Source organism: Sulfobacillus thermosulfidooxidans (genome assembly GCF_001280565.1).
Lineage (GTDB): Bacteria > Bacillota > Sulfobacillia > Sulfobacillales > Sulfobacillaceae > Sulfobacillus > Sulfobacillus thermosulfidooxidans_A.
The window spans coordinates 98,147-112,877 of the sequence record NZ_LGRO01000002.1 but is presented as its reverse complement, the minus strand read 5'-3'; the positions used below and the strand labels follow the sequence as shown (position 1 = coordinate 112,877).

The 14,731-nt window shown below is 48.0% G+C and carries 10 protein-coding genes; 5 read left to right on the top strand and 5 right to left on the bottom strand.

Features of this window, described 5'->3' with window-relative positions:
• Positions 1 to 57: 57 nt before the first annotated feature.
• On the top strand, positions 58 to 1,278 hold the full coding sequence (locus AOA63_RS16070) for an MFS transporter (protein ID WP_082344085.1): 1,221 nt from the start codon (positions 58 to 60) through the stop codon (positions 1,276 to 1,278).
• A gap of 224 nt (positions 1,279 to 1,502) precedes the next feature.
• On the opposite strand, the gene AOA63_RS16065 is transcribed toward AOA63_RS16070, so the two are convergent.
• Entirely contained in the window at positions 1,503 to 3,863 is a 2,361-nt protein-coding gene (locus tag AOA63_RS16065; protein ID WP_082344084.1) for a GDSL-type esterase/lipase family protein, read from the bottom strand.
• A gap of 285 nt (positions 3,864 to 4,148) precedes the next feature.
• On the opposite strand from AOA63_RS16065, the gene AOA63_RS16060 reads away from it, so the two are divergent.
• The 3 genes from AOA63_RS16060 to AOA63_RS16050 all read left to right on the top strand — a co-directional run bounded on the left by AOA63_RS16060 (position 4,149) and on the right by AOA63_RS16050 (position 8,254).
• Entirely contained in the window at positions 4,149 to 5,534 is a 1,386-nt protein-coding gene (locus tag AOA63_RS16060) for an HD-GYP domain-containing protein (RefSeq protein ID WP_053960814.1), read from the top strand.
• 192 nt (positions 5,535 to 5,726) lie between these two features.
• Positions 5,727 to 6,833, top strand: coding sequence for an NAD(P)H-binding protein (locus tag AOA63_RS16055; protein WP_053960813.1), 1,107 nt, complete (start codon positions 5,727 to 5,729; stop codon positions 6,831 to 6,833).
• 545 nt (positions 6,834 to 7,378) lie between these two features.
• Positions 7,379 to 8,254 carry an alpha/beta fold hydrolase gene (locus AOA63_RS16050; protein ID WP_053960812.1) on the top strand — a complete coding sequence of 292 codons (876 nt, stop codon included), beginning with the start codon at positions 7,379 to 7,381 and terminating at the stop codon, positions 8,252 to 8,254.
• A 60-nt stretch (positions 8,255 to 8,314) separates the two neighbouring features.
• Here the strand turns inward: AOA63_RS16050 and AOA63_RS16045 are convergent, their stop codons facing one another.
• The 4 genes from AOA63_RS16045 to glnA all read right to left on the bottom strand — a co-directional run bounded on the left by AOA63_RS16045 (position 8,315) and on the right by glnA (position 14,129).
• Entirely contained in the window at positions 8,315 to 8,800 is a 486-nt protein-coding gene (locus AOA63_RS16045; RefSeq protein WP_053960811.1) for a DUF1641 domain-containing protein, read from the bottom strand.
• Complete coding sequence (gene fdhF, locus AOA63_RS16040) at positions 8,781 to 11,780, bottom strand: formate dehydrogenase subunit alpha (RefSeq protein WP_053960810.1); 3,000 nt, start codon at positions 11,778 to 11,780, stop codon at positions 8,781 to 8,783. The genes AOA63_RS16045 and fdhF overlap by 20 nt, the downstream gene beginning before the upstream one ends.
• A gap of 67 nt (positions 11,781 to 11,847) precedes the next feature.
• Positions 11,848 to 12,441, bottom strand: a complete 594-nt coding sequence (locus AOA63_RS16035) for a hypothetical protein (protein ID WP_053960809.1) — start codon at positions 12,439 to 12,441, stop codon at positions 11,848 to 11,850.
• Positions 12,442 to 12,800: 359 nt separating this feature from the next.
• On the bottom strand, positions 12,801 to 14,129 hold the full coding sequence (glnA, locus tag AOA63_RS16030; RefSeq protein WP_053960808.1) for a type I glutamate--ammonia ligase: 1,329 nt from the start codon (positions 14,127 to 14,129) through the stop codon (positions 12,801 to 12,803).
• 101 nt (positions 14,130 to 14,230) lie between these two features.
• Between glnA and AOA63_RS16025 the strand changes: the two genes are divergently transcribed.
• A complete protein-coding gene (locus AOA63_RS16025; RefSeq protein WP_053960807.1) occupies positions 14,231 to 14,728 on the top strand; it encodes a DUF421 domain-containing protein in 498 nt (165 codons plus the stop codon).
• The last annotated feature ends 3 nt before the right edge of the window (positions 14,729 to 14,731 follow it).

Sequence of the window (14,731 nt, the reverse complement as noted above, 5' to 3'; positions counted from 1 at the left end):
AGTGTCTTACCCATTGAGAGATTCTAACAACTTTCCGGGATTATGGTTTGAGGATGTATGGACACGGTGAATTCTCTTTTGTATGGCCAAGGCTTGATTTTGCTGGTCTATCAAATGTATTGGGTGACTTTGCCATGGGAAATTTATTCGACAACTCATAATGCGATTTGGGCATTATGGGCGTTTATTTTTGAGATGATTCCCTATATTGGTCTGGGTTTAGTTGGCGGAATTTTGGCCGACCGGTTTCATCGTCAACGTCTTCTGATCATATTGAATTTGACATTATTTCTGCCCATTTTGCTGTTGATGATGTGGCATTATCATCCATTGTGGCATATTTTGGTACCTTTGGCCGGGTTCTTCATGGGATCATCATTAGCCAGTGTTTTACCCATCACAGAATCGTGCTTTCCCTTATTATCTCCTGCCGATTTCTTGTTGCAGATGAATGCTCGGTGGGAAGCTATCAACTATGTCACGGGATTTTTAGGCCCTCTTATTGGCGGAACCCTGTTAGCGCTGGCGGGCTATGTTGACATCTTGATTTTTCAAGGCATATTAGTGCTCATAGCGGTCATCAGCTTATATCGTGCCCCAAGTCTTAAGAATTTAGGGTTACCAAATCGGGTAACATCTTTTTCCCTAACCCGAGACATTGTATTGTTTCTTCCACGTCATCCCAAGCTGCGTTGGGGACTAGTCTTCAGCGGATTTGGTAATTTTTCTTTGGCTACATATTCCAGTCTCTTGGTCATTCTATTGCGACTTCACTTGCACTCCTCTATTGCTCAAATAGGATTATGGCTGGGCATTGCCAATGGCTTCCCGTATTTCGTGAATCTCTTTATCCAACATGCTTCTTCCGGGATAATGCGCCTGGCGCATCATCCCTTGCGTTTTATGGCCATCGGGGTGGTCGCGCAGGGACTTGGAGTGCTTTGGGTGAGTTGGGCGAGCATTCCATGGCTTGTCGTCGTGGGCCAAGCCCTATACTTAGGTGGAGTCACGGTCTATACCACATTTTGGCGAGCCCTGCGGCAGCAACAAACAGACGCACGCTGGATAGGGCGGATTTCTGGTTTAAGCCGATCAAGTGCTTATACCGGATCGGTGCTGGGAGGGATTATGGGGTTGTGGCTTCTACATTTTTTTGCTGTGCCGCAGATCACCGCTGCAGCGGGTTTTATTGTCATGGTCTTCGGGCTGTTTTCCCTATTGATAATGAAATCACCGTTCTTTTGGCTATCCTCCACCAATCGTCGTGCTTCGCGTTAAAATTTACGGCACTCTACTTCTCTGCACAGGCCAAAAGTATTATATTAGCACATATGACGAGGGATAATCTAGATACTGAAATCCATTATGTGAACGCATGAAGGATAGGATGTAGGGCTGGCGAATCACTCGAGCTAGAGGTTTTGGCGCATCATTTAGTTGCCAAGGTACAGATGATAGACAACGCCGCTACGGAAGGGTAGCGGCGTTGTCGTGATTAAGAATTAGGGATTTGATGGGCCAAGTAGTTGTTCTCCTAAGGTAGCTAAGGTTTCTTGTCCCACGACAGAGGGATGAACATTTTCGGTAATAATGTCTTGTTGTTCGTGACCATCAAAGGCCTGATAGGCGTTGGCGACGGGAATGTTGAAGGCCGAAGCGGCTTTGGCGATAATTTGATTCATTGCTACAATCGGAGGATCGACAAGATTATGCAACGAGGCCATTTGGGTCGGAAATGGATTGTAAATGTTGTATAAAACAATATGGGCCTGCGGCGCCGCTTGATGCACTTCTGTCAAAATCATGCCGAGATTGACCCTAAATTGGCTTAGCGTTTGAGAGATTGCATTCTCTTCAGCTGGGGTGAGTTGATTGGTACCGCTGAATAAGATGCCATCTTTCAAGGCGATGGACAGCAAATCGTTGCTGCCGATATCAATGGTAACGACTTTGGCCGTTTTCAGCGCCTCAAGATACAAAGGAGATTTCAGCGCTGTAAGTAAGTTGGTTGATGTCCATCCTGGGACAGCTAAATCGTTAACCGGAAGATGTTCTTGTTGGCCAATAAGGTAGGGGAAAGCCAAGGGGGACGGTTGAAGGTTTGAACCTAAGTTGTAGCCAAAGCTAATCGAATCGCCTAAAGCGACAAGGGAATTGGCTGCCGGGGCAATACTCATCGTTGTGGTTGTGCTCGCGGCTTCGCTAGCATTGGCTACAGCGTTTAGGGGTTTTGCATAAACTACCACTTGGTACGTTCCCGGTTCTTCAGGAGTAAATTTAAATGAAGGCGCGCCATAAGCACCGGAAGATATCCATTGACCTTCAGGCGTCTTAAGCCAAAATTGATACTGGACATGAGAAATTTCCGAAGATGATGCCATCACTGTCTCAGTCTGACCGACGATGAAGGAACCTTGCTGTGATACGTGAACTTGGCTTCCCACTTCAATGACAGCGCTTTGACTCACGGCGCTGTGCCAGTCGTGATCCGCGAACTCAGCGGGCGTCATCCCGTAAACCACAAGGGTATAGGTCCCATCCGGTAATTTGGATAGATGCACTTGAGAATTCTTGGAATAATTTTGAATCACGGTCCAGTGACCTGAAGGGTTTTGGAGCCAGAATTGATAGAGCATCGACTCCGACGCTAGCGCGTTATAGGTCAAACTTGCCCCTGAGGTCAGTTGTCCCGTTGGGCCTTGCAAATTGATGGTCAAAGGCGGTGTGGCCACGGTGTATGCTGTCATGACATGGCTTGTTGTATTTGATGGGATACCTTGTGTATTCTGGGCATTTTGACTCCAGATGCCATAATATTCCTGGTTGATGATATTCTGTTCGATGGTGGTGTTCTTCACCACCGAACCATTTCCCATTAGCGCAATGCCGCTTGGCTTGAACAAATGGAATTCCGGATCAGGGCCATTGTCGGAAATCGTGTTGTCGCGGACAATAGTGCCGGACATAATCTGGCCGGGCGCTGTGAGATGAACCAGCACTCCGGGAATACTATTGTGGGAAATCACATTGCCAGATACCACATTATTAAGCGATTGACTTCCCATAGGAGCGACACCGATGTCAATGCCTTGCGCATTACCGGATACCGTATTATTCAGAATTTGGTTGCCAATGGATCCTGCTTTATTAAACGAACCCACCACAATGCCGCAGCCCCCGGGATTGTTTTCCACAATGTTGTTGGATACCTGATTGTCTTCTGAGACCATGGAGGGATGGTCGGATAACGGGTCAGCTAGTCCAGGAGAAAACATTCCGTCATCCGTTAAGGTGATGCCTCCTTCAGGGTTATTAACAATCATATTGTTACGGATGATGCTGCCTGTGGAACCCATCAACGTAATCGCTTTGTCTTCGAAAATAGAGGGTGTCGGATTTTGGTCGCTTTGGGTAATAGTATCATGGCTAATAAGGAGATGCGAGGCATCGACACCTAAAATATCTTGATTATTGGCATTTTCCAAGGTTAAATGTGAAATTTGGGTACCGCTTGCGTTAGTGCCCGTAATTAATACCGCATTATTGTATCCTTTGGCATCAATGATGGTGTGTTGGCGTTCGCCAGGTTCTCCTTTAAGCGTAATGGGTTTGGCAATTATAGGGCTTTCATGATAGACGCCAGGTAAGAGCACAACCGTTGCGCCACTGGGAGCCACAGACAACGCATAATTGATTGTTTGGTAGGGTTGTTGTAGGGAACCACTTCCCGTAGTATTGCTTCCTTGGGGGCTCACATATAAGGTGACAGGCAGAGAAGAGGCCGCGAAAAGAGGAGTGCCGCTCCACAAAAAAGTTCCTAAAGCACCTGCCATTAAGGGGAATAAGGCTCGTCGTCTTCTCATAACACACAACCTTTCGGATAATTTTTCCAACCCAATATCATAATATTTGAATCATACAAATTATCGCATAAGGATAATGAAGGGGAATGGGTTTTGGTATGAAAATTTATGATTAAGCAATTTTTTTTGCCGGTTCTGTGTTCGTCGTAAACAGCAAGAAGAGGCAGGCGATGTGAGCGGCAAAGATGGGAGAATTTCTGTGCAGTGCCTGTCTGGGAAATTGCGTCTAAGGATGTCCTCGTCTCACCCAAGCTATGATAAGTTGGAAGTGAGGTGAGCATCCCAATGATTAATTATGATCCTGTTATGTCGATTCCCACCGCTGAATTGGTGGCGGCCCTCTCTCGTGCATTAGATCTTACAGAGGGCGAGCCGATGGGCCATGCGATGCGCACCTGTTGGATTGGCATGGAAATTGGCCGGCATTTAGATTTGCCAGAAAAAGAACGTGCGGAGCTCTACTATGCCTTGCTGTTAAAAGATGCAGGATGCTCGGCTAATGCCCAGCAAGTAGCTGAGTGGTTTGGGACAGATGATCGCAGTGCGAAATACGCGCTGAAATCGGTCAATTGGTCCAATTTATGGCATGCCATGCGCTATGCCGTCTCCCAAGCTAAAGTAGGGGCTCCGTTAGCTCAGCGTATTTATCAAATTGTCAGCCTCGGCAAACGAGGTCCTATGGCAGCGCGCGAACTGGTTGAGATGCGCTGTACCCGGGGTGCTGATGTGGTGAGGGAACTCGGATGGGTGAATATTGCTCCTGAAGCCGTTCTTAACCTGGATGAACACTGGGATGGATCAGGACACCCGCGCGGATTAAAAGGTGAAGAGATTCCTGTTTTGGCTCGTATTTTAAATTTGGCACAAACCGTAGAAATTTTTTGGAACCGCTCAGGGCCAGATAGTGCGCTTCAAGTCGCGCTAGAGCGAAAAGGCACATGGTTTGATCCGGAACTGGTAGATATCTTTCTGGCCATGGCTAGTTCCGCACATTTTTGGTACCAGCTTAGTCAAATTTCAGATCCCCGTGCCATTGCTGCTCTCGATCCGGATCCTTCTGCAATCCCCTTAAATTCGTTGGACCAATTGCTGCATATCGCCCGGGTTTTTGCCGAAATCGTTGATACTAAATCAAGTTGGACGGCAAGGCATTCAATGCGAACTGCTCGGGTTGCGGCTGCGATAGCCGAAATGATGGGCCTCAGCAAGCGTTTGCAAGAAGAAACGTTACTGGCCGGATTCCTTCATGATCTGGGAAAACTTGGGGTGAGCAATTTAATTTTGGATAAGCCAGGACGACTTGATGAAATGGAACGACGAGAAATCGAAAAGCATCCTCAGTGGACTTATCATATCTTGGAGCCTTTGTCTGCACTGCATCCCGTCGCTGTTGCAGCGGCTTCCCACCATGAGAGACTGGATGGGTGTGGCTATCATCTAGGTCTTAAAGGACAAGAGATTCCATTAACCGGACAAATTGTGGCAGTGGCGGATGTTTACGATGCCTTAGCGCATGCGCGCCCTTACCGCCGGCAACTAGATACCGACGAAGTGCTGGCCATAATGCATCCGGATGCGGGCATTAAACTGTCTGGTCCAGCCATGGAAGCTCTTGAATGGGGATTAAGCCACCGTTCCGAACAATTCTTCTTACCCGACACCGAACTGTGAGCACCCTGCAACGTGAAAGACGGTATATAGGGAGCCATGAATCTATGGTGTAGCAGATCACTAACCATGCTGCTCTTCCACCAGGCGCCGAGTCCAATTACACAACGTGATGGATGAAGAGCGTCAACGTTTGGCTTTTGGGCGCAATGTGGTAAAATGTGCACATATTTGTGCACAGGAGGTGATGGCCACTTGCGGCGTTTTGCATTCATTTTGCATCCCTTGCGCTTTGATGATTTTGCGAGAAAGTATCCGATTACACGGTATTTTCCACCTAAACTAGTGGAATCGGTTTTTAAACATATTAATCCCGTTTTGGCTGGCCACGTGACTGGCGTTCATTCCCCAACAGGGGAACAATTGGAGGGATGGCTAATCGGCTTACCCCTCACTCCGCAATTGATATTAAATTCGCCTTATGAATGGGTTCTGACAAAGCTCGAAAAAGCGGGAAAAATGGCAGAAGATCTCGGAGCCGAAATTTTAGGATTAGGAGCCTTCACCAAGATTGCTGGAGACCGCGGTGTCACCCTCTCGCAGCGCCTGAATATTCCCGTGACAACGGGCAATTCCTATACCACCGCGACGGCTATCGAGGGGACGCTGGAAGCAGCCCGGCGAATGGATATGGATTTAGCTACGGCTCATGTAACCGTGCTTGGGGCTACTGGGTCGATTGGAAGGGCGACATGTTTTGTTCTTGCCCCATCCATCCACCATTTGCGTTTAGTAGCACGGCATGCAGACCAACTCGACTTGTTGAAAGCCCGTCTGACCCGTCAATTTCCGCATCTATCGGTGGATATTTCTACTGATGCGCGGGCGGCAGTTCGCGATGCCGATATTGTTATCGCGGTATCCTCAGCGCCTGGCGCGATTATCGAACCGGAGGATCTCAAACCGGGGGCCGTTATTACGGATGTGGCTCGTCCCCGCAATATTTCGGCGGTCGTGACCCAGAAACGGCATGATGTGCTGGTTTTGGACGGTGGCGTGATTGAGGTGCCCGGTGAGCGAGCTGATATGGGATTTAACTTTGGATTTCCACCGAAAATGGTCGAGGCGTGTATGGCGGAAACAATGATTTTGGCCTTGTCGAACCGTTTAGAGAACTTTACCCTTGGATCAGAAATTGAGATCTCCAAAGTATCTGAGATTCACCAGTTGGGACGGCAACACGGCTTCAAATTGGCCGGATTCAGGCGTTTTGAACGAGCTATCGATGACCGTGAGATTGAGCGCATCCGGGAGCATGTCCGTCAGACAGAAGCCCAGGGGATTTCGCATAGCGTAACCTAACGATCGTTGGAATGCTCATAGAAAATCAAAATATCGGTCAGTATCTCAACAGGACTGCACGCAAAATACAGTCCTGTTGATTTGATGGATGGGTGCATGTAGTGTTGGGGAAAACCAGCGACACGGCCTTAAAATCCCTTTATGAGGTAGGGAGATCTGTCGATTCGTCGTCACGCGAGTCGATCCAGCTTATTTGTGGAAAGATTGCGCGTCCTTTAATGAGAAATAATAGTGATGTATTAATTAATGGATATTGTCGTGAATTCATCTTTACCGCTCATGAAGCATGTTAGGGCGGTTGCACTAAATAAATTCGTCGATTCTCCCGTCATTTGCGTGTTGATGCGAGTTCGATTACTGAAGCTAGCATGAGGTTGCTTTTTACCCTATAATTCAGGAAGCAATTATAGGAGACGTTAATGCATCAGATATTATGAGTTCATGGGGAAATTATCCGACGTTGGGTCGACGACGCAGTTGAGAGAAACCGGATATTTTTCAAGTTAACACCCTAGACTATCACATTTCTATAGAAAGGCAATAATATGAAAACTTATCAGGTGAAAACCCGTGATGGACGCTTCCTTCAGGTAGTGGAAGCGGGCGATCCGGACGGTTTAACTGTCATCGTGCATCATGGCACGCCTGGCGCAGGCATCTTGTATGCTCCTCATATAGCGGACGCGGTTGGTCGTCATATCCGCCTTATTAGTTATAGCCGACCTGGTTATGGCGGTTCGACGCGTCATGCGGGACGGAAAGTAGCCGATGCTGCATGGGATGTCGAAGATATTTTAAACGCCTTAAAAATTGATCGCTGCGCAACCTGGGGGATATCTGGAGGAGGCCCCCATGCCCTGGCGTGTGCCGCCTTACTACCCGGCCGCGTGGTGGCCGCGGCGGCATTAGCCAGTGTCGCGCCGTATGGGGCCCGAGATCTTGATTTTCTTGCTGGGATGGGCGAAGACAATATCGAAGAATTTTCTGCAGCTCTTCAGGGTCCCGACGCCACTAAGGCCGATTTAAAGCAGCGGGCGCAAGCACTCAGTCATCTAGATTTGCCGACACTCTTAAAGAGTATGCGCTCATTACTCAGTGGAGTGGATCAAAGGACGTTGACGGGTGATTTCGGCGCGTATTTACTGGAATCTTTTCGCACGGTAAAAACACACGGCATTGACGGATGGCTTGATGATGATTTAGCCTTTGTGAAACCCTGGGGTTTTGATGTATCGGAGATTTCGATTCCTGTTCAGATATGGCAAGGGAAAGAAGACCGTTTTGTTCCCTTCTCGCATGGTCAATGGCTCCACCAGCATATTGTGTCGGCCGAACCCCATTTGAGTGCAGAAGATGGGCATTTGACGTTGCTGGCTTACCGGGTTCCTCTTGTACATGAATGGTTCCGCCATCATTTTTAACCGATGCTGATGCTCAAAAAAAGAGGCTAGATATGACTAGCCTCTTAGTGAATTAAAGGCTCAAGATTTTTTGGATGTTGCCAGGGCTTGTCCAAAGCCTTCCAAGAAACCGAGTAAAGCTCTGAGACCGCGGGCAATATCCGGATTTTTTAATGAGCCCAATAACTGAAAAATACTCATGCCTTCATTTGTGTCCGTTGCCGGCGAGGATCCCATTTGTGTTAGTCCCTGTCCGAGAGCCTGTATGGCCTTATGAAACGCATTTTGAGGAATGTTTCCTAACAGGGCCGCGATTTGCTCGCCATTATTAATCGCTTTTTTCACACTGTCCTGGTTTAGTTCCTCCATGAGGATGTGAAGAACCGAATTCTTTTGCTCTAAGAGCCCGGTCAAAAAAGGCAACACGCCAGCATTTTGTGCAGCCCGGGCGAAGCGCCAAAGCGCCTCGGCCGTATCTTTATCATCTATGAGTTGCGCTTTGAGTTCATCCCATTGTTCGTCTAAAGAGGGATACTTGCGCACAATATTAGTGATGGGCTGAGCCATGGCCATCCTCCTCTAACGGTTGATTTTTTCCAGCAGGTGTCGTGACTAACGGAATATAATCGCGCCGTTGCCATTTTTTCTCCACTTGAACGCCAAGTTGGGGATGACGTTTATGGAATCGCCAGTTATAGCGCGGTAACGGCGATTTGTTGGGGACCTCTTCATCGAGAATCTCCATATAGGCCACTGTCTCTTTATATGCCGGGGTATCTGTACGGGTATCAATGCCCGTGCCGGTGATATTGTTAATGGCACCCTCGCCACGGGAATTCATGGGTAAATAGAGTTCATGTCCACTTACCCTGTCAGTGATGAGCACGGGGACCTTGACCGATCCTGTTGGTGAGACAAGACGCACCATCATTCCGTCTTTGAGGTTGCGCTCCATCGCCAGTTCTTTGGAAACCTCGACAAACACCTCGGGGACAAGATGTTCGATTCCCCGAACCCTATAGGTCATGTTGCCTTCGTGGAAGTGTTCGAGAAGTTGCCCGTTATTGATATGCAGGTCGAATTTTTCTGCTTCTTGGCTTGGACCCACGAAAGACATCGGCGTGAGTTGCGCTTTTCCCCCAGGTTTGTGGAACCGGTCGATATAAAGAAGGGGGGAGTCAGTTCCATCGGGAGCGACCGGCCACTGAAGCGTGTGATAGCCCTCCAATCGATCATAGCGCACACCGGCTAAAAGCGGGGTTAATTGCGCAACCTCATCCATGATTTCGCTAGGATGGTGGTAAAGAGGCCAATTGGCGCCGAGATGCTGGGCTACCTCTTGCAAAATAATCCAGTCAGGTTTGGTGCCTTTTAGGGGTTCCATCGCTTGATAAAACCGTTGAATACGCCGTTCTGTGTTAACAAAAGTTCCTTCTTTTTCTAATGAAGGCGAAGCCGGTAAAATCACATCAGCATATTGCGCGGTTTTGGTCATAAAGATTTCTTGCACGACCATAAACTCCAGTTGGCTGAACGCATTGCGGGCTTGATTGGCATCGGCATCAACTAACGCGGTATCTTCTCCCACCACATAAAGCATTTTGATGCGTCCTTTGAGAATTTCACCCGTGAGTTCTTGGTTGTTAACACCCATGTTTTTGGGAATTTCTGTACCCCAAACTTTTTTGAAGCGGGCGCGTACGTCCTCATCTGAGGGGTCTTGATAACCAGGTAGGAAATGCGGTTTAGCTCCGAAGTCAGACGCTCCTTGTACATTATTGTGCCCGCGTAAGGGATAACCGCCCGTACCGGGGCGCCCAAAATTGCCCGTGAGCAAGAGGAGGTTTGAAATGGCGAGGGAGGTTTCTGAACCATCCCGTTGCTGCGTGACGCCCATAGCCCACAAAATAGACATAGCATGTGATTCATGAATCATTTCAGCCACTTTGACCGTGGTTTCTTTGGGAATGCCTGTCATTTGAGCGGTATGCTCTAGCGTGTAGGGGGCCAGCGATTCGATATATTCATCGAGGCCATTAACGCGTTCAGTTAAGAATTTGCGATCGATCCAGCCTTGGTCTACCAGGTACTTCGACAATCCCAAAATCCAGATGCCATCTGTTCCGGGTTTGGGTTTGACCCAAACATCAGCACGTTCTGCCATCTCATGTTTACGAATGTCGACCACAACCAATTTGGTTCCTTTGAGCTTATGGGCTCGTTTGACACGGGTGGCCCATACGGGATGGGATTCTGCAGTGTTGGATCCAATTGTCATGATCAAGTCGGCTTTTTCCATGTCGTGGATCGATCCACTGTCACCACCATATCCTACCGTTGTCCGTAAGCCATAGGTAGCGGGATCCTGACAATATGTTGAGTCGTTGTCGACATTATTAGTGCCAATCACGTTGCGTGCGAGTTTCTGCAGCAAATATGCTTCTTCATTAGATGCTTTGGAGGAGGCGATAAACATAAAGGCATCCGGTCCATACTGCTGTTTAATCGCTGTCATTTTTTCGGCAATGAGTTGGTAGGCTTCTTTCCAGGTGGCTTCATAAAACTTATCGCCGCGCCGAATAAGAGGCGAGGTTAAACGGTCCGGACTATTGACAAATTCCCACCCAAATTTGCCTTTGACGCAGGTGGAAATCCCGTTAGTGGGGGCTTCATATGTTGGTTCGACTTTGAGAATTTGACGGCCTTTGGTCCAGATGTCAAATGAGCAGCCCACACCACAGTAGGTGCAAACGGTTTTTGTTCGTTTAATCCGGCTTTGACGCATGGTGGACTCGATATCGGAAAGTTTGAATACTGGGGGCAAGCTCGGCTCAATATCTTCGACGAACTCAATCATCGGCTTTAATGTGTCGGCCGGTATGTTGGTGAGATATCCTGCTTCACCCAACATGCTTTTTTCCATCAAGGCATTGCATGGGCAAACACTCACACAATGTCCACAGGAGACGCAGGAGGACTCACCGATATCAACCCCGCCATCCCATACGACGCGTGGACGATCCAGACTCCAGTCTATGGAAAGGGTTTCATTGACTTCTAAATCTTGACACGCTTCAACGCAGCGACCACATAAAATACATTGGTTGACGTCGTATCGATAAAAGGGATTCGTGTCATCAATCGGTTTATAGGGTTTGGGTTCAAAAGGATATTTTTGGTGGGCAATGCCAATCATTTCCGTGGTATTGTGCACCACACAGTTGCCGTTATTGTTGTCACAGACCGTGCAATAGAGCTGGTGGTTATGGAGAATCCGGTTCATTGCTTCCACCCGGGCGTCTTTGGCATTGCCTGAGGTTGTGTTTACAACCATATTCGGGGCAATGCGGGTCGCACACGCGCGTAACAATCCCCCTTCCGTTTCCACAATACAGGTGTCACAGGTCTGAATTGGTCCTAGATTGGGATGGTAACAAATATGAGGCAAATCCATCCCGTTTTGCAACATGACTTCCAAAATGGTCTGGCCTTTTTGACCAGCCAATCGCTGGCCGTCGACAATAATTTCCCAACCAGGTTGACTCACAAGACATGCCTCCTTAATCGATGAATGATGATGACGCGGTGGATGAGAATTAAGTGCAAATTTTGATCTAAATCCACCAATGTTGAGTCAAAGCGACATCCATAACGACGCCGTAAGTGAGGTACATGAGCCAAATTGCCGTGATAAACTGGACGAAACCAATGGCGCGGACGCCAGCCGTCCAGCTCGCGAGCCGGGTGGGAATTTCTAAGAGGTAAATCAAAGCCAATAGGGCAAATAAAATGGTGACCGGAACATCGCCCGCTTGATGAAATACGAGCACGCCGAGAATCGAGACGGCTAAAAAGGCGAGGGCCATGTAGCCATCCACTTCATCATTCGCCCCAATATAACGCCGCCATCCGATCGCAAACCAGTGGACGCCATAACTGGTAAAGGCTACAGCAGCCATGTACAACGGGGCTTGATGAGTATAAACCCCAAACCAACTGAGACCGACCATCAGATAGACGCCGGTGATAAATTGCATAAATCCGCCCATCCAAATGCCCCAAATCGACAGGGCGCGGCTCACATCGGGGGATGTTTTGGGTGTTCCCAAGAGGGCTTGTCCGCCCCAAACGAAGTAGCATGTACCTAAACCAAAAAACCCAATCGCAATCGGCACAAATGGCGATTGCACAAAACCTGTTGCTAACACAACATTCGCCTCCTGGCAATGACGCAGTGACTAGAAGTAAGGGGCGAATCATTCAGGATTGGCTCCTTCGATTTGGTATTATAGACCACTCATTTTGATAACACAAATTGTCAGTATACTGAAACTTTTACGCCATTCCTGGTCTCGTCCCCTCACAAGGATGGACCATAAAGAGATGAAGTATACCTAAATTAGGAAGGCTGGCCAAAGGATTTACCGGCAAAGGGTCCTGAGTGTCATATTGGTATATGAGACATGACGGGCAGATGGATGTAACCGGTAAAAATCTTTTCTGGGGCTCCATCAATGAGCAAAAAGACAACACGGACTGCCGCGTTGTCTTTTTTGATGGATAGTTTTTAGTAGACGGTAAGATATTGATCGATTTCCCAGTCATGTACTTGCTGACGGTAAATCTCCCATTCAATGCGTTTGGCTTCCAAAAACCGGGAAAAAATATGCTCGCCCAGTGCTTCGCGCATGACGTTGTCTTTCTCGAAATAATCCAAAGCCTCGGCGAGATCCTCAGGTAGATTCTCGATGCCATATTCCCGGCGTTCATGCTCGTGCATCCGGTAAATATTGCGGCTAACTGGAGCTGGCGCATCGAGTTTGCGTTTAATTCCATCCAAGCCGGCCTTAATGGTTACGGCTAAAGCCAAATACGGGTTACAGGATGGATCAGGGGAACGCAATTCGATACGCGTGGCTTCTCCCCGTGCCTGGGGAACACGAATCATGGGACTGCGATTACCCATTGACCAGGCGATATATACCGGGGCTTCGTAGCCAGGAACCAGCCGTTTATAGCTATTAATCAAGGGATTGGTGATGGCCGTAAAGGCCTTGGCATGTTCGATTAAGCCAGCAATATAACGGAGACCAATTTTGCTAATGCCATCAGGGTGTTTCGGATCTTGAAAGGCATTGGCCCCTTCTTTGAACAAGGCCTGATGCAAATGAAGTCCAGAGCCATTCACGCCTTGGAGGGGTTTTGGCATAAACGTCGCATGAAAATTGCGCTGCAGTGCGACGGTGCGCGCGACGAAGCGAAAAGTGACAATATTGTCGGCTGTCCGTAACGCATCGGCGTAGCGTAGATCAATTTCGTGCTGGCCTGGGGAGACTTCGTGGTGCGTTGCTTCAATGCCAATGCCCATTTGTTCTAAGGTTAACACGATTTCCCGGCGGACATCTTCTCCTAAATCGACAGGAGATAAATCGAAATATCCGGCCTGGTCGACTGTCCGGTTGGTGGCTTTGCCGTCTTTGTCTCGTTCAAATAAAAAGAATTCCGGTTCAGGTCCCACGGTAATGTCATAACCTAGCTCATGCGCTTCTCGTAAAACCCGTTTCAATGTAGTCCGGGGATCTCCGGCAAAGGGACTACCATCGGGATGTTTAATATCACACATCAGCCGGGCAGTCATTCCCTCAGGAGGGCTCCACGGAAAAATGGCAAAGGTGTCCGGATCGGGATCGAGATACATATCGGATTCTTCAATCCGTACAAAACCTTCTATTGATGACCCATCAAACATAATTTGGCCATCTAAAGCCGCTTCAAGGGATTGTAAAGGGATGGCCACATTTTTGACCACACCCAAGATATCGGTAAATTGCAGACGGATAAATTTGACATTGAGAGCTTTTGCTTTTTCTAAGACATCGGTCTTTGTCAGTCCCATAAATCCTCCCAGTTCTTGCCATGACATTCTAGGGTTTTGTTCGCATAGCATTTCCCTATTGAGCATACGCTACGCCCAGTCTCTCAGTAAGGAGTGAGCTTGTGGACGAGCTATTTATTTTATTATATCGAACTGCAATCCTTTGGCTTGTAGCTTTATTGGTATTTCGCATGATGGGCAAAAGAACTCTAGCGAAAATGGGTCCCTTTGACTTTGCTGTGATTATTATGATCGGCGAAGCCGTGGCTATTGGCATGGAAGACAGCAAGACGCCATTAATTAACGCAATTGGCATTACAGTGTTATTAGGGGTCTTGCAATATTTATTAACGTGGCTCAATGTGCGTTTTAGGTGGCTCGAAAAAATGACGCAAGGTACCTCTACTAGGTTGATTCACAATGGTCATATCGACCAGCACATGTTGAAAAAAGAACGTGTCTCCAATGCCGATTTGTTTATGGAATTACGTAAAAACGACGTGCCATTGAAAGACGTCTCCGAGGCCCGTCTTGAGCCAACCGGTGATATTTCCGTGAAGAAAAAAACATCGCAAGCCTCGTCAAAATCCTCTAAAGGGAATTCCGGTTCCCAAAATTAGAGG